The organism is Tessaracoccus lubricantis (assembly GCF_039544535.1).
Taxonomy (GTDB): domain Bacteria; phylum Actinomycetota; class Actinomycetes; order Propionibacteriales; family Propionibacteriaceae; genus Arachnia; species Arachnia lubricantis.
The window spans coordinates 168,939-189,308 of the sequence record NZ_BAABLV010000008.1 but is presented as its reverse complement, the minus strand read 5'-3'; the positions used below and the strand labels follow the sequence as shown (position 1 = coordinate 189,308).

The window sequence follows — 20,370 nt, the reverse complement described above, 5'->3', positions numbered from 1 at the left end:
CGCCCCGGGTTGCCGCGCACGGTCCGTCGGCCTCACCGCCGCCGGCACTGCCATGGCCGCACCGTCGCAGGCACCCATCGCCACCACCCCCACCACCCCCGCACCCCCGATCGAGGAACAACTCGCCGCGCTCGGCGACGAGGTCGTGACGGGCCGCTGGTTCGTCGAGGTCGACGGCGCGCCCCAGATCGCCGGCGGCACCTCCCGTGCCGCCAAGCTCGCCCAGGACCAGGTGTTGGCCGCGGCCAAGGCCGAGGGCATCGCGCTGTCGCAGGCCAAGGGCTTCTCGGCCACGTGGAACGGCCTGGCCGTCACGGCCAGCGCAGCCGACGCCGGCAAGCTCGACGCCCTGGCCGGCGTGCGTGCCGTCTACGCCGTCGTCCAGGTCGACAAGCCCGTCCAGGACGCGGCGGCGACCCCCGACATCGACTACGCACGCACCATGACGGGCGCCGACGTCGCCAACCAGGAGTTGGGCCACACCGGCACCGGCATCAAGGTCGGCATCATCGACTCCGGCATCGACTACAACCACCCCGACTTCGGTGGCTCGGGCGCCGGCGACCAGACCAAGGACTTCCCCGGTGAGCGCGTGAAGTGGGGCTGGGACCTCGTCGGCGACGCCTACGACTCCAGCAGCGACGACCCGGCCGTCAACACCCCCGTCGCCGACCGGTGGCCCGACGACTGCGGCGGCCACGGCACGCACGTCGCCGGCATCGTCGGCGCCGACGGTGACGTCACCGGCGTCGCCCCCGACGTCGAGTTCGGCGCCTACCGCGTCTTCGGCTGCGACGGCTCCTCCAGCTCCGAGGTCATCATCGAGGCGATGGACCGCGCCTGGGCCGACGGCATGGACGTCGTCAACATGAGCCTCGGGGCCTCGCTGCAGACCTGGCCCAGCTACCCGACGGCGCAGGCGGCGGACCGCCTCGTCGACGCGGGCGTGGTCATGGTCATCTCGCAGGGCAACTCCGGCACTGCGGGCACGTTCTCCGGCGGCGCCCCGTCCGTGGCGCACAACGTCATCTCGGTCGGCTCCGTGGACAACGAGGAGTACATGGCCAACTACTTCACCACCACGAAGGGCACCGCGCTGCCCTACATGACGGCCACCGGCTCACCTGCACCCGAGGGCGGTTCGACGTTCGCGCTGCGCGCCGCCTCCCCGATCACCGGGTGCGTGGCCGCCGAGGTCGCCCCGGCCACCGCGGACGGCCAGGCCCTGCTGATCCAGCGCGGCGGCTGCACCTTCCACATCAAGGCGCTCAACGCGCAGGCCGCCGGCTACGACGCCGTGCTGATCTACAACAACACCACCGGCATCATCAACATGACGGTCGAGGGCGACACGCCCATCACCATCCCCGCCATCAGCCTCCTGCAGGCCGACGGCACCGCCCTGGCCGCCGAGGTGGCCGCCGGCGCCACCAGCATCACCTTCTCCGAGGACCAGAAGCGCTTCGACAACCCCACCGGCGGCTACCAGTCGGACTTCAGCTCCTACGGCCTGGCCGCGGACCTGACGCTCAAGCCCGACGTGTCGGCACCCGGCGGCAGCATCTACTCCACCTACCCGCTCGAGAAGGGTGGCCACGCCACGCTGGGCGGCACCTCCATGGCCGCGCCGCACGTCGCCGGCGCGGCGGCCCTGCTGCTCGAAGCCCGCCCGGGCCTGGACCCCTATGAGGTGCGCACGCTGCTCACCACCACCGCCGACCCGTTCGTCTGGGGCCGCGCGCCGCAGTACGGGCTGGCCGAACCGGTGCACCGCCAGGGCGGCGGCCTGGTCGACATCCCGCACGCGATCACGACGGCGACGCTCGTCCAGCCGCAGAAGATCTCGCTCGGCGAGAGCGCCGCCGGCCCGGTCACGACCACGATCAGCGTGACCAACACCTCCGCGCAGGCCGAGACCTTCCAGCTGGGCGTGGAGCACGGCGTCGCCACGTGGGGCGAGTCGACCGACGCGCTCGGCTTCTACATCCTCGATGCCGACGTGGCGTTCTCCGCCGACACCCTGACCGTGCCGGCCGGCCAGACCGCCACGGCCACGGTGACCATCGACGAGGGCTTCGACGCCGAGTTCGACGGCGCCATCTATGGCGGCTGGCTCACGCTCACGTCGGAGACCGAGGAGCTCGTGATCCCCTTCGCGGGCCTGGCCGGTGACTACCAGGCGTTGACCGCACTGGAGCTGGCGGTGCTCGCCTACCTCGACGGCGAGGGTGCCCTCGCCGTGGCGGAGCCGTGGCAGGAGTTCAGCCTGGCCGACGGCGACGTCCCGCGGATCGCGCTGTACCTGGCGTACCCGGTCTCGGGGCTGTACGTCGACGTCTACCGGGCCAACCCCGACGGGTCCCGTGGCGAGAAGGTGCACGCGAACTACCTCAACTACGCCACCGAGGTCGACCTCGGGCGCTTCGAGGGCCTGGCCACCATCGCCTGGGACGGCACCTACCAGGGCAACCAGAGCGGCAACGGCAAGCTGCGCACCGTCGCCGACGGCAGCTACGTCCTGCAGGTCAGGGTGCTCAAGGCGCTGGGTGATCCGTCGAACCCCGACCACTGGGAGACGTGGGACTCCGTCCCGCTGACGATCGACCGGGCCGACGCCATCGACGATCCGCGCGACTACAACGGCCCCAGCAGGGGCCGCGGCCAGCGGTAGTCAGTCCCTGACCCTGGCCGCGACCTCGTCCTCGTGGATCTCCTCACGGACGAGTCGCACCAGGGTCGCCGGGGCATCCGGGTGCGCGGCGAGCCAGTCATGGCCCGCCGCGTGCCCGCCCTCAGGGAACCCGCCGCGCACCAACCGCAGGGCGATCTCGATCGGGTGCTCGCGCCACACCTGCTCGAGCCGGGCGAAGTACCGCTCGGCGTACGGCTCCCGCAACTCTCGCTGGCCCGGTGCGTTGAAGCCTGCCAGCAGCGCATCGACGGCGTCGTTGGTCTCGCCGTCGACGGTGTGCGCCCGGCGCCACGCCTCCTCCTTCACCGCGGCCTCGGGCCGCGAGGCCCAGGCCCGCAGCCGTGCCGTGCGTCCGGCTGCGGTGTCGTCGGCCGCCAGCGCCCGGTCCAGGTCGGCGTCGCCGGCCGCCCCCTGCGCCGAGAGGCTCTGCCACACGAGCCAGGTGAGGTCCGGCGACAGTTCCAGGCCGGCGAGCCCGCCGTCGAGGACCCACCGCACGTCCTCCGGGGCCATCGCCGCCGCCCGTAGGTAGGCGCGGGTCCACAGCAGTTGCTGGGCGGAGCCGCCCTCGGCGGCCTCGGCAGCCAGCCGCGCGCCCTCCCGCCATCGCTGGGCCAGGGCGGCGTCGGTGCTGTAGCGCGACACGCACACCAGCGCCCTGTCCACCAGCGAGGCGAGCACGCCGGTCTGCGGCTCGCCCGCGGTGAGCACCGCCTCGACGAAGCGGCCGGGCGCCAGGTCGCCGCCGCGGACGTCATGCCACAGCGCCGTCCACGCAACCGCCCTCGGCAGGGGCGCCACGTCCGCCACGTGGCCCAACAGGAAGCCGCGCGACGTCTCGTCGAGCGCGACGCGGGCGAACGTGTGGTCCAGGTCGTTGAGCAGCACGACGTCGGGCAGCGGCCGGCCGACGGCGGCTGCCACGCGGGTCTCGCCGGCGGTGAGCACCACGTCGTGCCGGCTGTCGAGCTCCAGCCGCTGCCCCACCAGGCGGTAGAGCCCGACGGTGGTGGCGTGCGGCCGGTCGGCCCCGGTGTCGCCGGCGCCGAGGAAGTCGCGGTGCACCACCAGTTCGCGGATGCTGCCGTCGTCCGGCTCGGCCAGCACGGTGGCGGTGAGCGTGTCGTGCCCGGAGGACTGCAGCCAGGCGCGGATCCAGGTGCTGAGGTCGCGGTCGGTCTCGGCGGCCAGCGCGTCCATGAAGTCGGCGAGGGTGGCCGAGGAGAACTCGTGGGCGGCGAAGTAGCGCCGGGCACCGGCGAGGAACGCGGGCAACCCGACGAAGTGCACCAGCTGCGTCAGCGCCGACGCCCCCTTGGAGTAGGTGATGCGGTCGAAGTTGGTCTTGGCCGCCTCGAGGTCGGGGATGTCGGCGACCACGGGGTGCGTCGTCGGCATGGAGTCGGCGAGGTAGGCGCCCACCTTGCGCTGCGTCGCGAAGTTGACCCAGCCCTCCTCGAAGCCGGCGCTCTCGACGGAGACGTGGCTGCCCATGAACTCGGCGAAGGACTCCTTCAGCCACAGGTCGCCCCACCAGCGCGGGGTCACCAGGTCACCGAACCACATGTGGCTCATCTCGTGCAGCACGGTGTTGGCGCGGGCCTGCAGCTGGGCCGGCGTCGGCATGGACCGGAACAGGTACTGCTCGGTGAAGGTCACGAGGCCGGGGTTCTCCATGGCGCCGAGGTTGTACTCCGGCACGAAGATCTGGTCGTACTTGGTGCCCCAGGGGTACGGCCCGAAGTTGGCGGTGAACCACTCGAGGCCCGCCTCCGTGACGCGGAACAGCTCGTCGGCGTCCAGGTACTGGGCGAGGCTCCTGCGGCACAACAGCCCAAGTTCGAGGCCGGCGCGGTGCTCGGCGACCCGGTGGTAGGGGCCGGCGCACAGGCACGTGATGTACGTCGACAGCGTCAGCGTGGGCTCGAACTCAACCCGCACCACGCCGTCGGCCACCCGCGTGCGGGTGCGCTCCGGCTGGTTGGAGCCGAACCACCACTCCTCCGGCCCCGTGACGACGAAGGTGAACGGGGCCCTGAGGTCGGGCTGCTCCAGCGCGGGGAACACCCGGCGGGCGTCGGCCGGCTCGTACTGGGTGTAGAGGTAGGTCTCGCCGTCGACGGGGTCGACGAACCGGTGCAGGCCCTCTCCCGTGCGGGAGTAGCGGGCGCGGCCCTCGACGGTCACTCCGGTGCGCTTCGCCACCGGCAGCCCAGTCAACCGCAGGCGCGCGCCGTCGTGGTCCACGGGGCGCTCGGCGCCGTCGACGAGGACGCGGTCCACCGACCCGATGAAGTCGAGCCAGGTGTCGGGCTCCGAGAGCGTCAGCTCGAGCGTGGCCGTGACGGGGAACTCCGCCTGCTCCGCCACCACTGCGTCGCGCACGTCGACTTCGACGCGGTAGGAATGCACCTCCACGATGGCGGCTCGGTGGGCGGTTTCCAGCTGGGTCAGGTTCGCGGTGGACATGTCGCACGAGTCTAGACCTGCGCGGTGAACCACGGCCGGGCGGCCGGAGCCACCGTGCTAGCCTCGTTCCGTCACCAGAAAGCAAAGTTCCACCACGTGGAACGGATCAGCGGTACGAAGGAGTCCCCATGACCGACACCAAGCTCACCCCCGGCCGCGGACGGCAGGGCAGAGGTGCACGTGCCGGCTTGAGGCCGCCCGCCGCTACCGCCTCGACGAGATCGGGGCCGGGCACACAGGCGGCGGGGGCGGCGACGCCTGAGCCGGAACGCAAGACTCCTTGGACCTGTCGTACGGGCCCAGGGAGTCTTTTCCTTGGATGGCGTCAGTCGCGCACGGATTCCGAGATGCGGCGGGCCGACTCCTGCAACAGCGGCACCGCCGTCTTCGCGACGTCCATGGTGACGCGCGCATCGGGCCCCGAGATGGACACCGCAGCCGGGGTCGGGAAGTCCGGGACGGGCACCGCGAAGCAGCGCACGCCCAGCTCCTGCTCGCCGTCGTCGATCGAGTAGCCGCGCTCGCGGATGCGGTCGAGCTCGACGAGGAGGTCCTCGACGGTGCCGATCGAGTGCGACGTGGGTGTGGGCATGCCTGCCCGCTTCACGATGCCGCGCACGGTGTCGTCGTCGAGCTGGGACAAGATGGCCTTGCCCACGCCGGTGGCGTGCATGTGGGCGCGGCGCCCCACCTCGGTGAACATGCGCATCTGGTGCGGCGAGGGAGCCTGGGCGACGTAGAGCACGTAGTCGCCGTCGAGGACGGCCATGTTCGCCGTCTCCTCGGTGGCGCCGACCAGCCAGCTGAGCTCGCTGCGCGCGTTCGCCCCGAGCTGCGAGCCGGCCGCCTCGCCCAGGTGGATGAGCCGCGGGCCGAGTACGTACTTGCGGTTGGGCAGCTGCCGGGCGTAGCCCTTGGTGAGCAGCGTGCGGAGCAGGCGGTGGATGGTCGGCAGCGGCAGCTCGCTGCGGGCCGAGAGATCGCTCAGCGCGGCGGAGCCGCCGAGCTCGGCCATGATCTCGAGGAGGTCGAATACCCGTTCTACGGACTGCACTCCTCCGGCGGACTGCTGGGTCATCTGTGAACCTTTCGAACGTGGTGCTGGCGAAGCCTACTGCCCGTCATGTGGAAGGGGTTGCAATGGGATGGTGATCATCCTAGTGTATTTCACACAGAAGAAGTTTCAATCCGCAATACGGAAAACCCGGTTCGGAAGTCCGAGCGGGATGCCCGGCACCGACGACCGCTGGGCCACCAACCGCCTGATGGACCCGGACAACGTGGCGCACGACTTCCAGGTCAACGTGGTCACGTTCCAGCCGGGCGCCAAGATCCCGTTCCTCGAGACGCACGTCATGGAGCACGGCATCTACTGCCTCGAGGGGCAACGCCGTGTACCGCCTGAACCAGGACTGGATCGAGATGAAGGCGGGCGACTACTTCTCGCTGCGCGCCTTCTGCCCCCAGGCCTGCTACGCCGGTGGCCCCGGCCCGTTCCGTTACCTGCTGTACAAGGACGCGAACCGGCAGATCATGCTCTGAGCCTGCCCGAGCCGGTGTGACGACGTGGGAGCCCTTCGGGACTCCCACGTTGCGTTTCAGGACCATCGCAGGGCTTGATTCCACCGTGCGAAAGGAAAGTTCCAATTTTGAGTTGCTCAGGGGTTAGGCTTTCCACTGACAGAAAGCAAGATTCCAAATGGCGAAAGACGAGGAAGTCTCATGTCCTACACCGTGAACTGCTCGATCCTCCTGACCGAGCTCCCGCTGCTGGAGCGCGCCCAGGCTGCGCGCGACGCCGGGTTCGACGCGGTCGAGTTCTGGTGGCCGTTCGCCACCTCCACCCCCGATGCCGCCGAGCTCGAGGCGTTCGAGGCCTCGATCCGCAACGCCGGCGTCCAGCTGACCGGCCTCAACTTCAACGCCGGCGACATGCCGGGCGGTGAGCGTGGCCTCGTGTCGCTGCCCGATCGTGAGGACGAGTTCGTCGCCAACCTCGACGTGGTCGCCGGCATCGGCGAGCGCACCGGCTGCCGCGCCTTCAACGCGCTCTACGGCCTGCGCGACGACGCCTTCACGCCGGAGGAGCAGGACGCCCACGCCGTCGAGATGCTGCGCCGGGCCGCTGACGCCGTCGCCCCCATCGGCGGCACGGTGCTGGTCGAGCCCGTCTCGGGCGCGGAGGGCTACCCGCTGAAGACCGCCGCCGACGCGCTGGCCGTGATCGAGAAGGTGGGCCGCGACAACGTGAAGCTGCTGGCCGACTTCTACCACCTGGCCGCCAACGACGACGACGTCGCCGCCGTCGTCGAGAGCCAGGCCCAGCACTTCGGCCACATCCAGATCGCCGACTTCCCCGGCCGCGGCGCCCCCGGCACCGGCAGCCTCCCGCTCGCCTCGTGGATCGAGCGCTCGCAGGAGCTCGGCTACACCGGCCGCATCGGCCTCGAGTACAAGCAGGCCGCCCAGCCCTTCGCCTTCGCGGGCCAGGGCGTCCTCCCCGGCATCTGACCACCGTCGTCGCACATCCCCCGAAAGGCACAGACATGACCAACATCGCATTCATCGGCCTCGGCATCATGGGCCTCCCGATGGCCAAGAACCTCCTCAAGGCAGGCCACGACGTGGTCGCCACCAACCGCAGCCAGGGCAAGGTCGACCAGTTCGTCGCCGAGGGCGGCAAGGGCGCCGGGTCGGTGGCCGAGGCGGTCAAGGACGCCGACGTCATCATCACGATGGTGCCGGACTCGCCGGACGTGGAGGCCGTGGTGACCGGTGAGGGCGGCGTGTTCGCCCACGCGAAGCAGGGCGCCATCTGGATCGACGCCTCCACCATCCGCCCCGACGTGGCCCAGCGCCTCGCGGAGCAGGCGGCCGAGGCCGGCATCCGCGCCATCGACGCCCCCGTCTCGGGCGGCGAGGCCGGTGCCATCGAGGGCACCTTGTCGATCATGGTCGGCGGCGACGCCGACGTGGTCGAGGAGGCCCGCCCCGTGCTCGAGGGCGTCGGCACCACCATCGTGCACGTGGGCCCGGCCGGCAGCGGCCAGACCGTCAAGGCGGCCAACCAGCTCATCGTCGCCGGCACCATCCAGCTCGTGGCCGAGTCGCTCGTGTTCCTCGAGGCGCACGGCGTCGACCTCGAGGCCGCCGTACAGGTGCTCGCCGGCGGCCTCGCCGGCAACCGCATCCTCGACCGCAAGGCCGCGTCGATGATCAAGGGCGAGTTCGCCCCGGGCTTCCGCATCGACCTGCACCACAAGGACCTGGGCATCGTCACCTCGGCGGCCCGCGAGGCAGGGGTCATCCTCCCCGTCGGCGCCATCGTCGCCCAGCTCATGAACTCCGCCCGCCAGCGCGGCTACGGATCCCTCGACCACTCGGCGCTGCTGAAGCTCGCCCAGGACATCTCGGGCAAGACCAACTAGCCCTCCCCCACCCCACGGTCCGCGACGACGATGTCGCACCCCACCAAGGAGACCACCATGACCAAGATGCGAGCCGTTGACGCGGCCGTCCTGATCCTCGAGAAGGAGGGCGCCACCCAGGCCTTCGGCCTGCCGGGCGCCGCGATCAACCCGTTCTACTCCGCGATGCGCGCCCACGGCGGCATCCGCCACGTCCTCGCCCGCCACGTCGAGGCCGCCTCCCACATGGCCGAGGGCTACACCCGTACGGCGCCCGGCAACATCGGCATCTGCATCGGCACCTCGGGCCCGGCCGGCACCGACATGATCACCGGCCTGTACTCCGCGTCTGCCGACAGCATCCCGATCCTGTGCATCACGGGCCAGGCCCCCGTCGCGAAGCTCGACAAGGAGGACTTCCAGGCCGTCGACATCGCCTCGATCGCCAAGCCCGTCACGAAGATGGCCAAGACCGTCCTCGAGGCCGCGCAGGTCCCCGGCGTGTTCCAGGAGGCCTTCCGCCTCATGCGCGACGAGCCGTCGCCCGTCGTCAAGCCGCAGGCCACCCGCAAGCAACTGGAGCTGGCGCTGGACCTGATCGAGCGTTCGGAGCGCCCGCTGTTCGTCGCCGGTGGCGGCATCCTGAACGCGACCGCCGAGGCCGACTTCCTGGCGCTCGCCGAGGAGACCGGCATCCCGGTGGTCCCCACGCTGATGGGCTGGGGCATCATCCCCGACGACCACCCGCTGCACGCCGGCATGGTCGGCCTGCAGACGTCGCACCGCTACGGCAACGAGAGCCTGCTCGCCTCCGACCTGGTCTTCGGCATCGGCAACCGCTGGGCCAACCGGCACACCGGTGACATCAAGACCTACACCGAGGGCCGCAAGATTGTCCACGTCGACATCGCGCCGACGCAGATCGGCCGCGTCTTCGCGCCCGACCTGGGCATCGTCTCCGACGCCGGCTCGTTCATCCGCGGCCTGCTGGAACTGGTCCGCGAGCGCAAGGCGCAGCAGCGCGACTACAGCGACTGGGCGCGCGAGTGCCAGGACCGCAAGGGCCGCCTGCAGCGCAAGACGAACTTCGACAACATCCCGATCAAGCCGCAGCGCGTCTACCAGGAGATGAACCGCGCGTTCGGCCCGGAGACCCGCTACGTCACCACCATCGGCCTGTCGCAGATCGCCGGCGCGCAGATGCTGCACGTCTTCCGGCCCCGCCACTGGATCAACGCCGGCCAGGCCGGCCCGCTCGGCTGGACGCTGCCCGCAGCCATCGGTGTCGCCACGGCGGACCCGTCGACGCAGGTCGTCGCGCTGTCGGGCGACTACGACTTCCAGTTCCTCATCGAGGAACTCGCCGTCGGCGCCCAGTTCCGCATCCCGTTCGTCCACGTCGTCGTCAACAACTCGTACCTGGGCCTGATCCGTCAGTCGCAGCGCGGGTTCGAGATGGACTACCACGTCTCCCTCGGCTTCGACAACATCAACTCCGAGGACGACATGGGCTACGGCGTCGACCACGTCAAGGTCGCCGAGGGGCTGGGCTGCAAGGCCGTCCGCGTCACGGACCCGAACCAGCTGTTCGAGGCGTTCCAGGAGGCCAAGCGCCTCGCCGAGGAGCACCTGGTCCCCGTCGTCGTCGAGGTCATCCTGGAGAAGGTCACCAACATCTCCATGGGCGGCGCCTCGATCGCGCAGGTCAACGAGTTCGAGCCCATCGCCGAGACCGAGGAGGATGCGCCCACCGCGATCATCCCCATCGGCTCCCGCGAGGGCGCTCCGGTCGGCGTCTGAGGAGACTTTCGTGTTGGTCGTCATCGCCCCCGACAAGTTCAAGGGTTCGCTGGCTGCGAATGAGGTTGTCGAGGCCATCGCGTCGGGTATGCACGACGTGATGGGCGAAAGCGTGGAGATCGTGTCCCTCCCCGTCGCCGACGGCGGGGAGGGCACGGTCGAGGCGGCCGTGTCGGCCGGGTACGAGCGGCGCACCGCCACAGTGCGCGGCCCCCTCGGCCAGCCCGTGGAGGCCCACTGGGCCCTTCGTGGAACGGAGGCCGTCATCGAGATGGCGGCGGCCTCCGGCCTCGAACTCATCCCCGCCGCCGAGCGCGACGGCCTGCGGGCCTCGTCGTACGGCACTGGGGAACTCGTGCGCGCCGCGCTGGACGCCGGCGCCACCACCATCGTGCTCGGCGTGGGGGGATCCGCCTCGACCGACGGCGGCGCAGGGATGCTCGAAGCCCTTGGCCTGCGCCTCCACGGCGCGGGTGACGCCGCCGTCGGTCCGGGTGGCGGGGCGCTCGCCGACATCGTGCGGGTCGACGCCAGTGGGCTCGACGCCCGCCTGGCCGGAACGAGCTTCGTGTTGGCCAACGACGTCGACAACCCGCTGTGCGGGCCGCGCGGCGCGGCTGCGGTGTTCGGCCCCCAGAAGGGGCTCACCGCAGCCGACGTGCCGGTGATAGCCGGAGGCGCTGCGCGGCGCCGACCTCGCCATCACCGGCGAGGGCAGCCTCGACGAGCAGTCCCTCGGCGGCAAGGCCCCCATGGGCGTGCTCGCCGCCGCGAAGGCCGCGGGCGTGCCCACCGTGGTCGTGTGCGGCCGCAGCCTGCTGGAGGAGGGACAATGGCGGGCGGCAGGTTTCACCGCCCTCCACGCGCTGGCGGACCGTGCGTCCAGCGCTGAGGAGAGCATGCGCGATGCAGCACGGTTGCTGCGTGGCGTCGGACATGACATTGCCGCGTCGATGCTGACGCCGGCCAGCAACTGAAAGGACCGATCCATGGCCAAGGAACCGCAGAGCGGCGAGGGGACGGCTGTGCAGACAGCCATTGGGGAGGCCCCGGAGGCCGCCGTTGCGTTCGACCTCGTGGTGCGCGGGCAGCGCGTCCTCACCTCGGCTGGCATCCAGCCACGTGAGGTGGGCATCCGCGATGGCAAGGTGCACGCGCTGCGGCCCATGGGGGTCGACCTGGTGGGCGAGACCATCATCGAGCTGCCTGCCGACGAGGTCATGATCCCCGGCTTGGTGGACACGCACGTGCACGTCAACGAGCCTGGCCGCACCGAATGGGAGGGCTTCGCCTCTGCCACGCGTGCGGCGGCGGCCGGTGGCGTGACCACCATCATCGACATGCCGCTGAACTCCATCCCCTCGACGGTGACGGTGGATGCGCTGGAGCAGAAGCAGGCCGTGGCCGCGATCAGGCCTTCGTCGACGTCGGCTTCTGGGGCGGCGCCATCCCCGGCAACCTCGAGGACCTTCGTCCGCTGCACGACGCCGGCGTGTTCGGTTTCAAGTGCTTCCTGCTCCACTCGGGTGTCGACGAGTTCCCGCCGCTCGATGCCGACGAGATGGAGGAGGCGATGCGGGAGCTCAGCAAGTTCGACGCGATGCTGATCGTGCACGCCGAGGACTCCCGCGCGATCAGCCGGGCGCCCCAGCCGTGGGGCGACCAGTACGAACGCTTCCTGCACTCCCTCCCGCGCGGCGCGGAGAACCTGGCGATCGCCGAGGTCATCGAGCGGGCCCGTCACCGCGAGCTGCTGTGGGAGGGCCTGGTCGACGGCACCATCGACTGCGTCGTCAGCGACCACTCCCCCTCGACGCTGGACCTCAAGGACCTGGAGAACGGCGACTTCTCCGTCGCGTGGGGCGGCATCTCGTCGCTCCAGCTGGGGCTGTCGCTGATGTGGACGGAGGGTCGCCGCCGCGGCATCTCGTTGGAGCAGGTGCTGGGCTGGATGAGCGAGAAGCCGGCCCGCCTCGCGGGCCTCCTGCACAAGGGCCGGATCACCCAGGGCTACGACGCGACTTCGCGATCTTCGCCGACGACGACGCGTTCGTCGTCGACGTGGAGAAGCTGCACCACAAGAACCCGATCACGCCGTACGCGGGCCGCCCGCTGGCCGGCGTGGTGCGTCGCACGTTCCTGCGCGGCCAGGAGATCGACCGCGAGAACCCGCGCGGGCAGCTGCTCACCCGCGGCGAGCTCGGCTGACGCTGCGTGAAGACACAAAGATCCCGCCCGGTGATTCCGGGCGGGATCTGCGCGTTTCGGGGTGTTCGCGTCAGACGCGGGCGCCGAGGAAGCCGATGACCGACTCGAAGAACTTCGCGCCGTCGGTGGTCGGCGACGTGAGGGGCTCGACGTTGTGCTCCGGGTGCGGCATGAGGCCGACGACGTTGCCGCGCTCGTTGGTGATGCCGGCGATGTCGTTGGCGGAGCCGTTGGGGTTGTCCAGGTAGCGGAACACGACCTGGTCGTTGTCCTCCAGCTTGCGCAGCGTCTCGGGGCTGGCCTGGTAGTTGCCCTCACCGTTCTTCAGCACGATCGTGATCTCGTCGCCCTTGGCGAAGGCCGCGGTCCAGACGGTGTCGATGGTCTCGACGCGCAGCCGCTCGTCGCGGCAGATGAACTGCTGGCCGGCGTTGCGGATCATCGCACCCTCGAGCAGGTGGGCCTCGCACAGCAGCTGGAAGCCGTTGCAGATGCCGAGGACCGGCATGCCCTTGTGCGCGGCGTCGATGACGGTGTCCATGATGGGGCTGAAGCGCGCGATGGCACCGCAGCGCAGGTAGTCGCCGTAGGAGAAGCCGCCGGGCAGGATGATGGCGTCGACGCCGTCGATCGAATCGGAGCCGTGCCACAGCGGCACGGCCTCCGCGCCGGTCAGCTGCACCGCGCGGAGCGCGTCGTGGTCGTCGAGCGACCCCGGGAACGTGACGACGCCGATGCGGGTCATCAGTCGTTCACCACGTCGAAGGACTCGATGACGGTGTTGGCCAGCAGGGTCTCGGCCGCCTGCCCGATCTGCTCGAGGACCTCGGGCGTGACGTCCCCGTCCACCTCGATCTCGAAGCGCTTGCCCTGGCGCACTGACATCCCGTGGAAGCCAAGACGCTGCAGGGCACCGGTGACGGCCTTGCCCTGGGGATCGAGGATCTCGGGCTTGGGCATGACGTTGACAACGACGCGTGGCATAGGTGCAGCGTACCGGAAAGGCGCCGGGCGACCCCAAGGTCTCCGGTGCCGCCCGACATGTGGGCCGTCCCCGTGCGTGGATCAGGCGGCGAAGGCCGTCAGGAGTTCCTCGAGGCTCACCTGTGGCTCACCCTGGACGGTGCCGTCGGGGTTGACGTCGACCTGGTGCATCGCGTCGTCGGAGTGCCACGCCACGCTCCAGTCGACGTGTGCGCCCATCAGGCACTCGATGGTCTCGTCGAGCAGCACCGCGGCCTCGGCGACCGTGCACGTGTGCCCCAGGGTGTCGTCGGCCCCCACCCGGAACACCGCACAGGTGTCGCCGTGGCGGAACGCGAAGACCGTCCGGGCCGTCCCGCCTACCGGCGCGACGATCTGGAGGTGTTCGGTGGCCGCGGCCACCGTCGACGCAAGGCGATGCTCCGCCAGACGGGCACGCGAGGACGAGAACACCTGCGTCAGCGGGAGTTCCTCAGGCGTGATCCCCATCAGGCCCAGCACGAGCCGGCCCTCTTCCCCGGACGCCAACAACTCGAGGAATTGCGGCGGCGCCAATACGACGACGTCTTCAGGTGTGTTCATCTTGCCCCCCAAGAACGACACGAGGTGAAATCCACCAGTGGCTCACAATAACAGCCTAAGATGCGCGCGCGATACGCTCAGTTGCATGCCGTCCCTCCGCTCCGCCGTGCCGCCGTTCGAGGTCATGACCGTCCTGGACCAGGTGGCGACGATGCGGGCGGCCGGGCGCGACGTGATCTCGCTGTGCGCGGGCGAGCCCGCCGGTGGCGCACCCAGCGCCGTCAACGAGGCGGCCGCCGCCCTGCATGCGTCCGGGCGAGTGTTCGGCTACACGTCCGCCCTGGGCATCTGGCCGCTGCGGGAGGCACTCGCCGAGCACTACCGCCGCTGGTACGGGCTGTCCGTCGATCCCGCCCAGGTGGCGGTCACCACGGGTTCCTCCGGCGGCTTCCTGCTGGCGTTCCTCGCGGCCTTCGAGGCCGGCGACCGCGTGGCGTTGGCGCGCCCCGGCTACCCGGCGTACCGCAACATCCTCACCTCGCTGGGGTGCGAGGTGGTCGACGTCGAGTGCGGCCCCGACGTACGGTTCCAGCCGACGGTGGCACAGCTGGCTGAGGTGCACGGCCGGCGGCCGTTGCAGGGTGTGATCCTCGCCTCGCCCGCCAACCCGACGGGCACCATGGTGAGCCGCGCCGAGCTGGCGGCACTGGTGGCCTGGTGCGAGGCGGAGGGGGTGCGCCTGATCAGCGACGAGATCTACCACGGCGTCACCTACCCGGTGGGCGTGGATCGCGGCACCTCGGCGTGGGAGATGGGCACCAGTTCGGTCGTCGTGAGTTCGTTCTCGAAGTACTGGGGCATGACGGGGTGGCGGATCGGCTGGCTGCTGCTGCCCGCCGACCTGGCCGCCGCCGTCGATGCCTTGGCCGGCAACCTCGCCCTCTGCCCGCCGGCGCCTGCCCAGTACGCTGCGCTCGAGGCGTTCACCGACGAGTCCTACGCCGAGTGCGACGCGGCCGTCGCGGGGTTCGCCGAGGCACGCGATTTGCTGCTGGCAGCCGAGCCGCGTCTCGGCTGGGGTGTGACCGCGCCGGCCGACGGTGCCTTCTACTACTACGCCAACCTCGGGCCGCAGCTGGAACGCTGGGGCACCTCCGGCGCGTACGCGGCGGCCCTGCTCGACGGTGCCGGGGTGGCCGTCACCCCCGGGCGTGACTTCGACACCGTGCTGGGCGACCGCACGGTGCGGTTGTCGTTCGCCGCGGGCGCGCCGGCGATCAGTGCGGCGATCGAGCGCATCGTGGACTTCCAGCGCTGAGGCAGCGCTCAGCGTGACACCGTGGGGTCGTCTGCGATGGAGAAGCGCAACGGGTAGTCGGTCGCGACGCTGATGCCCACGCGCGGGCCCGACACCGTGACGGGGGCCGGCCCTTGCCGTGGGACGAGCAGCAGCCCGGTGGACCCGTCGAGCGGGGCACCGGTGTCGTCGAGGGTGATGCCCAGCGCGACCGTGAGCCTCGCGGGCCCCGCAGCCAGGTCATGGTCGGTGCGCGTGCGGCCCTTCGCGGCCCGGCGGGCGCGCGCGATCTCGACCCCCTCGACGACCTCGCCGGCCCGGACCAGGACGCCGGTGGCCGTGCCCGCCGGGCCGACCTTGACGTTGAAGCAGGTGTGCAGCCCCATGTGCCGGTAGACGTAGGCGTGCCAGGGCGGGCCGAACATCGCCGCGTTGCGGGTGTTGGGGCCGCGGTAGGCGTGCGATGCGGGGTCGTGCGGCCCGGCGTACGCCTCCACCTCCGTGATGCGCAGCGTCACAGCCCCCGGTTCGCGTTCGACGGTGAGGTGTGCGCCCAGCAGTCGCCGGGCCTCGGTGGCCACCAGGTCGAGCGCCGCCAGCGCGCCGGGGTCGAGTTGCGTGAAGGAGGTGTCGCGGGGAACCAGCACCCCTCCGACTCTACGTGGCTGGGCTAGCCTTGGTCGGGAGTTCAACGACGAGCGGAGGCAAGATGAGCAGGGTGCTGCTGGCAGGTGAGTCCTGGGTCAGCGCGGTGGACGACCACAAGGGGTACGACGTGTTTCCCCACACGCAGGTACTCATCGGCTGCGCCGAGCTCCTGGCGGCGCTGGCCGCCGAAGGACATGACGTCACGCACCTTCGCTCCCATGACGTCGCGGCCCACTTCCCCCTCACCCTCGAGGAACTCGACGCCTACGACGTGGTGATCCTCTCCGATGTGGGCGCCAACACGCTGCTGCTGCCGCCCGTCGTCTTCGAGGAGGGACGTCGCGCGCCCAACCGACTCAGGATCCCCTCCGACGTGGCCCTCGTCGGCTACGACGACGTGGACTTCGCGGCCAACTGGATCGTGCCCCTGACCTCGGTCCGCCAGCCGACCCGGGAGATGGGCGAGACGGCCGCACGGTTGCTGATCGACCACGTCACCAATCCGCAGCATGAGCACGAGCGGGTGGTGCTCGAACCGGTGCTCGTGATCCGACGCTCCTCCGGTTGCTACGAGTGAGCGGGCATCCCCAGTAGGCGGCACACGTCCCCGTCGAGCGGGGAGATCGGCAGCTCGCGGCCGTCGGCGTGCGTGATGCGCACGGCGAGGCGGCCGCTGGACAGCAGCCAGGCGCCACGGGCACGCCACAGGTCGTCGACGGTGATGGCCCGCATCTCCACCTCCAGCCCCGCCTCCGGGGCCTTCTCGAGCAGTTCGGCGATCGTGATGGAGCGCAGGATCCCGTCGAGCGGCGGGGTGACCAGCACGCCGTCGAGGTCCAGCACCACGCTGGAGGTGGGCCCCTCGAGGATGCCGCCGGACGGCGTCACGAAGATGACGTCGTCGGCGCCGTTGGCGATGGCGTAGCGGCGGGCGGCCATGTTGATGCCGTAGCTCAGCGACTTGGCCCCGGGCAGCAGCCACGGCAGGTCGACGATGCCGGACCCCTCGAAGCCACGGTCGAGCATCAGCACCCGGACGCCGTCGCGGCGCTCGCGCAGCGTGCGCTCGTCCATCGGGGCGGCCATGACCCAGCCGTTGGGCTCCTCGATGCCCTCCGCGCCCCGGGTCATGATGAGCCGCAGCACGGCCTCGCGGTCGGACTCCCAGTCCCAGGCGGCGAGCACTGCGTCGATCGCACGGCGGTAACCGTCGGCGTCCGGCTCCGGGAGGTGCAGGATCCTGGCGGACGTGGCCAGCCGGGCCAGGTGTTCGTCGACGTGCAGCGCGACGCCGTCGGCTGCGAGCAGGGCGTCGAACACGCCGTCGCCGCGGACGACGCCTTGGTCGTCGGCACGGACGATGGGCTGGGCGGGGTCGACGAGCGTGCCGTCGAGGAGTGCAACCATGCGGATAGCCATGGCTGGCACTCTACGCGCGCCCGGTGCTCAGGCGGGGCCGGTCTGGCCGAGGAGGTCCTCGGCCTGCTGCCGGTACGGCTGGGCGTCTATCCCGTGCTCGGCGAGCCAGTCGTCGTGGCCGTAGGTTGCGGCGTAGCGCTCGCCCGAGTCGCAGATCAGCGACACGATGCTGCCGCCCTCCCCCGCCTCGTGCATCTGGCGGGCGATCTGCAGGGTGCCCCACAGGTTGGTGCCCGTGGAGGGCCCGACGGTGCGGCCGAGGACGCCGGCGGCGGCGCGGGCCATCGCGACGGAGGCCCCGTCGGGCACGGCGATCATCCGGTCCACCACGCCGGGCACGAAGCTGGGCTCAACCCTGCTGCGGCCGATGCCCTCGATGCGGGAGCCGCGGTCCGTGTGGGTGTGGGGGTCGTGGTCGCGCCAGCCGGGCAGGAACGCGGAGAACTCCGGGTCCGCCACCGCGAGCCTGGTGTCGTGGCGGCGGTACCGCACGTAGCGGCCGATGGTGGCGGCCGTGCCGCCGGTGCCCGCGCTCACCACGATCCACGCAGGGACGGGGTGCCGCTCGAGGTGGAGCTGGGAGAAGATCGAGTCGGCGATGTTGTTGTTCCCGCGCCAGTCGGTGACCCGCTCGGCGTGCGTGAACTGGTCGAGGTAGTGGCCTCCGGTCTCCCGCGCCAGGCGGGCCGCCTCGTCCGAGATCGCCGTCGGGTCGTCGACGAGGTGGCAGGCGCCGCCCGCGCGCTCGATCAGCCCGATCTTCTCCTCGCTGGTGCCTCGGGGGATGACCGCGATGAACCTCAGCCCGAGCAGGCGCGCGAAGTACGCCTCGCTCACCGCCGTGGAACCGCTCGAGGACTCGATGACGGTGGTGTGCTCGTGGATCTCGCCGTTGCACAGCGCGAACAGGAACAGCGAACGCGCCAGCCGGTGCTTGAGCGAGCCGGTGGGGTGCGTCGACTCGTCCTTGAGGTAGATGTCGACGCCGGGATAGGCCCGCAACGGCAGCCTCAGCAGGTGCGTGTCGGCGGAGCGGTTGGCGTCGGCCTCCACCTTGCGGATGGCATCGTGCACCCAGGCGCGGTCCGCCGCGTCCGAGCGGTCGATGTCCTGGCCGCCGGTCATCAGCGGGCCTCGAACTCCGAGCCCGTCAGGCGGCGGTACGCCTCGAGGTAGCGGCTACGGGTGGCCTGGACGACCTCGTCGGGCAACGCCGGCGGAGGCGTGTCGGAGGCCTTGTCCCAGCCGGACTCCTTGGCCAGCCAGTCGCGCACGTACTGCTTGTCGAAGCTCGGCAGCGACTCCCCCGGCGCCCAGAGTCCCGCGTCCCAGAAGCGCGACGAATCAGGGGTGAGCACCTCGTCGGCCAGCACCAGGGTGCCGTCGGCGCGGCGGCCGAACTCGAACTTGGTGTCGGCCAGGATGATGCCCCGCCCAGCGGCGATCTCGGCGGCTCGGGCGTAGATCCTCAGCGTCAGGTCGCGGAGCTGCGAAGCGAGTTCCTCGCCGTGGATGCCGGCGATGGTGGCGTAGTCGACGTTCATGTCGTGCTCGCCCATGGGGGCCTTGATGGCCGGCGTGAAGATGGGCTCGGGCAGCTTGTCGCCGTCGCGCAGACCCTCGGGCAGCGGCACGCCGCACACCGTGCGCGACTCCTGGTACTCGCTCCAACCCGATCCGGTGAGGTAGCCGCGGGCGACGCACTCCACCTCGACCATGTCCAGGGATTCCACCAGGGTGGCGCGCCCGGCGACGGCCTCGGGCACGTCGGTGGAGACCACGTGGTTGTCGACGAGGTCCTCCAACTGGCCGAACCACCACAGCGACAACTGAGTCAGGATGGCGCCCTTGTCGGGGATGAGCGTGCTCAGCACGTGGTCGTAGGCCGAGATGTTGTCGGTGGCGACCATCAGGATGCTCGGCACGCCGTCGACCTCGACGTCGTACAACTCGCGGACCTTGCCCGCGTGCCGGAGGGGAAGGTTCAGGAGGTGCCCGTACTGACTCACCGGGTGAGCGTACCAATCCCGGGCCCGTCGGCCATCGCGTGATCGAAGTCCTCCTCCACGAGGGCCATGTTGACGGCGCCGCCGGTCATGGCGGCCGCGCCCATCGACATGGCGACGGTGGCGGCGGGATTGACCACGTTGCCGACGGCCCAGATCCGCCCGGAACTGGTGGCCCCCACGGCGTCGACCTTGAGGAAGCTCCCCATCGGCGACTCCGCGCGCTCCAGCCCCAGGTGCCGGACGAACCGGTCGTGCGGCACCGGCTCGCCACCGGTGAACAAGGCGTCGACCTCCACGACGCTGCCGTCCTCCAGCCGCACCCCACTCGTCGACGTGCCCTCCCCCAGTACCTCCGTCACCGGGCTGGTCACCAGTTCGACCCCGCGGGACCGGAGCCGGGCCGCGTCCCGATCGTCCACGCCGTGCGCGGCAGCGGCGAAGAACACGATGTGCTCACTCCATTGGCGGATCAGCGTGGCCCGGTGGGCGTCCATGGGGGAACTGGCCAGGACGCCCAGCCGTTGGCCGCGCACCTCCCAGCCATGGCAGTAGGGGCAGTGCAGGACGCTGCTGCCCCACCGCTCGGCAAGCCCCGGCACGTCGGGGAGCTTGTCCGTCATGCCTGAAGCGACGACGAGCGCCCGTGCCGAGAGTTCATCACCGTCGTCGAGGGTGACGCGGACGCCCGGGTCCGCCAGGTCTGCGCGGGCCACCGTCGCGCGGCGCACCTCGACGCCGTGCTGGGCGACCTCCTCCCGTGGGCCGCGAACCTGTTGCGCGGCTGCCCGCCGTCGATCACCAGGACGCGGCGCAGCGCGCGGCCCAGCATGAGGGATGTCTGCAGGCCGGCCACGCCGCCACCCGCCACGATCACGTCGAAGTCGCTCATGCGCCCAGTCCACTGGCAGGGCGTCG

The 20,370-nt window shown here is 70.8% G+C and carries 20 protein-coding genes and 2 pseudogenes; 11 read left to right on the top strand and 11 right to left on the bottom strand.

Annotated elements, in window-relative coordinates; translation table 11 throughout:
* Positions 1-52 precede the first annotated feature (52 nt).
* A complete protein-coding gene (locus ABEA30_RS02820; protein ID WP_345578657.1) occupies positions 53-2,671 on the top strand; it encodes a S8 family serine peptidase in 2,619 nt (872 codons plus the stop codon).
* Here ABEA30_RS02820 and pepN read toward each other — a convergent pair whose 3' ends face one another.
* Both pepN and ABEA30_RS02810 read right to left on the bottom strand, forming a co-directional pair.
* A complete protein-coding gene (pepN, locus tag ABEA30_RS02815; RefSeq protein WP_345578654.1) occupies positions 2,672-5,161 on the bottom strand; it encodes an aminopeptidase N in 2,490 nt (829 codons plus the stop codon).
* Between the two features lie 325 nt (positions 5,162-5,486).
* Positions 5,487-6,239 carry an IclR family transcriptional regulator gene (locus ABEA30_RS02810; RefSeq protein WP_345578651.1) on the bottom strand — a complete coding sequence of 251 codons (753 nt, stop codon included), beginning with the start codon at positions 6,237-6,239 and terminating at the stop codon, positions 5,487-5,489.
* 314 nt (positions 6,240-6,553) lie between these two features.
* Here ABEA30_RS02810 and ABEA30_RS02805 point away from each other — a divergent pair, with 314 nt between their 5' ends.
* The 8 genes and pseudogenes from ABEA30_RS02805 (at position 6,554) to ABEA30_RS02775 (ending at position 12,586) form a co-directional block, all read left to right on the top strand.
* Positions 6,554-6,703 (top strand): hypothetical protein, encoded by a 150-nt coding sequence (locus ABEA30_RS02805; RefSeq protein ID WP_345578648.1) that lies wholly within the window; start codon positions 6,554-6,556, stop codon positions 6,701-6,703.
* Positions 6,704-6,883: 180 nt separating this feature from the next.
* On the top strand, positions 6,884-7,672 hold the full coding sequence (locus ABEA30_RS02800) for a hydroxypyruvate isomerase family protein (protein ID WP_345578645.1): 789 nt from the start codon (positions 6,884-6,886) through the stop codon (positions 7,670-7,672).
* 35 nt (positions 7,673-7,707) lie between these two features.
* On the top strand, positions 7,708-8,589 hold the full coding sequence (locus tag ABEA30_RS02795; RefSeq protein ID WP_345578642.1) for a 2-hydroxy-3-oxopropionate reductase: 882 nt from the start codon (positions 7,708-7,710) through the stop codon (positions 8,587-8,589).
* 57 nt (positions 8,590-8,646) lie between these two features.
* Complete coding sequence (locus ABEA30_RS02790) at positions 8,647-10,368, top strand: glyoxylate carboligase (RefSeq protein ID WP_345578639.1); 1,722 nt, start codon at positions 8,647-8,649, stop codon at positions 10,366-10,368.
* Positions 10,310-10,978: pseudogene (locus ABEA30_RS02785) on the top strand (glycerate kinase); the annotation flags it as partial. The gene ABEA30_RS02790 and the pseudogene ABEA30_RS02785, both read left to right, overlap by 59 nt.
* A gap of 70 nt (positions 10,979-11,048) precedes the next feature.
* On the top strand, positions 11,049-11,345 hold the full coding sequence (locus tag ABEA30_RS15900) for a glycerate kinase (protein WP_425584597.1): 297 nt from the start codon (positions 11,049-11,051) through the stop codon (positions 11,343-11,345).
* Positions 11,346-11,393: 48 nt separating this feature from the next.
* Positions 11,394-11,975 (top strand): amidohydrolase family protein, encoded by a 582-nt coding sequence (locus ABEA30_RS02780; RefSeq protein ID WP_345578633.1) that lies wholly within the window; start codon positions 11,394-11,396, stop codon positions 11,973-11,975.
* Complete coding sequence (locus ABEA30_RS02775; RefSeq protein WP_345578630.1) at positions 11,861-12,586, top strand: amidohydrolase family protein; 726 nt, start codon at positions 11,861-11,863, stop codon at positions 12,584-12,586. Before ABEA30_RS02780 ends, ABEA30_RS02775 begins: the two co-directional genes overlap by 115 nt.
* 60 nt (positions 12,587-12,646) lie before the next feature.
* Here ABEA30_RS02775 and purQ read toward each other — a convergent pair whose 3' ends face one another.
* The 3 genes from purQ to ABEA30_RS02760 all read right to left on the bottom strand — a co-directional run bounded on the left by purQ (position 12,647) and on the right by ABEA30_RS02760 (position 14,142).
* Positions 12,647-13,321: a phosphoribosylformylglycinamidine synthase subunit PurQ gene (gene purQ / locus ABEA30_RS02770; protein WP_345578627.1), complete on the bottom strand. Its 675-nt coding sequence runs from the start codon at positions 13,319-13,321 to the stop codon at positions 12,647-12,649.
* Positions 13,321-13,560: a phosphoribosylformylglycinamidine synthase subunit PurS gene (gene purS / locus ABEA30_RS02765; RefSeq protein ID WP_345578624.1), complete on the bottom strand. Its 240-nt coding sequence runs from the start codon at positions 13,558-13,560 to the stop codon at positions 13,321-13,323. The genes purQ and purS overlap by 1 nt, the downstream gene beginning before the upstream one ends.
* Before the next feature lie 81 nt (positions 13,561-13,641).
* Positions 13,642-14,142: a hypothetical protein gene (locus ABEA30_RS02760; protein WP_345578621.1), complete on the bottom strand. Its 501-nt coding sequence runs from the start codon at positions 14,140-14,142 to the stop codon at positions 13,642-13,644.
* Between the two features lie 85 nt (positions 14,143-14,227).
* On the opposite strand from ABEA30_RS02760, the gene ABEA30_RS02755 reads away from it, so the two are divergent.
* On the top strand, positions 14,228-15,400 hold the full coding sequence (locus ABEA30_RS02755; RefSeq protein ID WP_345578618.1) for a pyridoxal phosphate-dependent aminotransferase: 1,173 nt from the start codon (positions 14,228-14,230) through the stop codon (positions 15,398-15,400).
* 8 nt (positions 15,401-15,408) lie between these two features.
* On the opposite strand, the gene ABEA30_RS02750 is transcribed toward ABEA30_RS02755, so the two are convergent.
* A complete protein-coding gene (locus ABEA30_RS02750) occupies positions 15,409-16,026 on the bottom strand; it encodes a DNA-3-methyladenine glycosylase (protein WP_345578615.1) in 618 nt (205 codons plus the stop codon).
* A gap of 62 nt (positions 16,027-16,088) precedes the next feature.
* Here ABEA30_RS02750 and ABEA30_RS02745 point away from each other — a divergent pair, with 62 nt between their 5' ends.
* Complete coding sequence (locus ABEA30_RS02745; protein ID WP_345578612.1) at positions 16,089-16,604, top strand: glutamine amidotransferase; 516 nt, start codon at positions 16,089-16,091, stop codon at positions 16,602-16,604.
* Here the strand turns inward: ABEA30_RS02745 and ABEA30_RS02740 are convergent.
* The 5 genes and pseudogenes from ABEA30_RS02740 to ABEA30_RS02720 all read right to left on the bottom strand — a co-directional run bounded on the left by ABEA30_RS02740 (position 16,595) and on the right by ABEA30_RS02720 (position 20,344).
* Positions 16,595-17,446, bottom strand: a complete 852-nt coding sequence (locus tag ABEA30_RS02740) for an aminotransferase class IV (RefSeq protein ID WP_345578609.1) — start codon at positions 17,444-17,446, stop codon at positions 16,595-16,597. The genes ABEA30_RS02745 and ABEA30_RS02740 overlap by 10 nt on opposite strands.
* 27 nt (positions 17,447-17,473) lie before the next feature.
* Positions 17,474-18,571 carry a PLP-dependent cysteine synthase family protein gene (locus tag ABEA30_RS02735; protein ID WP_345578606.1) on the bottom strand — a complete coding sequence of 366 codons (1,098 nt, stop codon included), beginning with the start codon at positions 18,569-18,571 and terminating at the stop codon, positions 17,474-17,476.
* A gap of 20 nt (positions 18,572-18,591) precedes the next feature.
* Positions 18,592-19,434, bottom strand: a pseudogene (locus ABEA30_RS02730) (phosphoribosylaminoimidazolesuccinocarboxamide synthase); the annotation flags it as partial.
* Between the two features lie 17 nt (positions 19,435-19,451).
* Positions 19,452-20,168: an NAD(P)/FAD-dependent oxidoreductase gene (locus tag ABEA30_RS02725; RefSeq protein ID WP_345578603.1), complete on the bottom strand. Its 717-nt coding sequence runs from the start codon at positions 20,166-20,168 to the stop codon at positions 19,452-19,454.
* A complete protein-coding gene (locus ABEA30_RS02720; RefSeq protein ID WP_345578600.1) occupies positions 20,072-20,344 on the bottom strand; it encodes an FAD-binding protein in 273 nt (90 codons plus the stop codon). The genes ABEA30_RS02725 and ABEA30_RS02720 overlap by 97 nt, the downstream gene beginning before the upstream one ends.
* Positions 20,345-20,370: the final 26 nt, after the last annotated feature.

Bases quoted from the DNA above. Each gene is read 5' to 3' on its own strand.
- ABEA30_RS02790 (WP_345578639.1), top strand. From the start codon at position 8,647: ATGACCAAGATGCGAGCCGTTGACGCGGCCGTCCTGATCCTCGAGAAG.
- purQ (WP_345578627.1), bottom strand. From the start codon at position 13,321: ATGACCCGCATCGGCGTCGTCACGTTCCCGGGGTCGCTCGACGACCAC.
- ABEA30_RS02755 (WP_345578618.1), top strand. From the start codon at position 14,228: ATGCCGTCCCTCCGCTCCGCCGTGCCGCCGTTCGAGGTCATGACCGTC.
- ABEA30_RS02760 (WP_345578621.1), bottom strand. From the start codon at position 14,142: ATGAACACACCTGAAGACGTCGTCGTATTGGCGCCGCCGCAATTCCTC.
- ABEA30_RS02745 (WP_345578612.1), top strand. From the start codon at position 16,089: ATGAGCAGGGTGCTGCTGGCAGGTGAGTCCTGGGTCAGCGCGGTGGAC.
- ABEA30_RS02735 (WP_345578606.1), bottom strand. From the start codon at position 18,571: ATGACCGGCGGCCAGGACATCGACCGCTCGGACGCGGCGGACCGCGCC.
- ABEA30_RS02810 (WP_345578651.1), bottom strand. From the start codon at position 6,239: ATGACCCAGCAGTCCGCCGGAGGAGTGCAGTCCGTAGAACGGGTATTC.
- ABEA30_RS02800 (WP_345578645.1), top strand. From the start codon at position 6,884: ATGTCCTACACCGTGAACTGCTCGATCCTCCTGACCGAGCTCCCGCTG.
- pepN (WP_345578654.1), bottom strand. From the start codon at position 5,161: ATGTCCACCGCGAACCTGACCCAGCTGGAAACCGCCCACCGAGCCGCC.
- ABEA30_RS02795 (WP_345578642.1), top strand. From the start codon at position 7,708: ATGACCAACATCGCATTCATCGGCCTCGGCATCATGGGCCTCCCGATG.
- ABEA30_RS02820 (WP_345578657.1), top strand. From the start codon at position 53: ATGGCCGCACCGTCGCAGGCACCCATCGCCACCACCCCCACCACCCCC.
- ABEA30_RS02740 (WP_345578609.1), bottom strand. From the start codon at position 17,446: ATGGCTATCCGCATGGTTGCACTCCTCGACGGCACGCTCGTCGACCCC.
- purS (WP_345578624.1), bottom strand. From the start codon at position 13,560: ATGCCACGCGTCGTTGTCAACGTCATGCCCAAGCCCGAGATCCTCGAT.
- ABEA30_RS02720 (WP_345578600.1), bottom strand. From the start codon at position 20,344: ATGAGCGACTTCGACGTGATCGTGGCGGGTGGCGGCGTGGCCGGCCTG.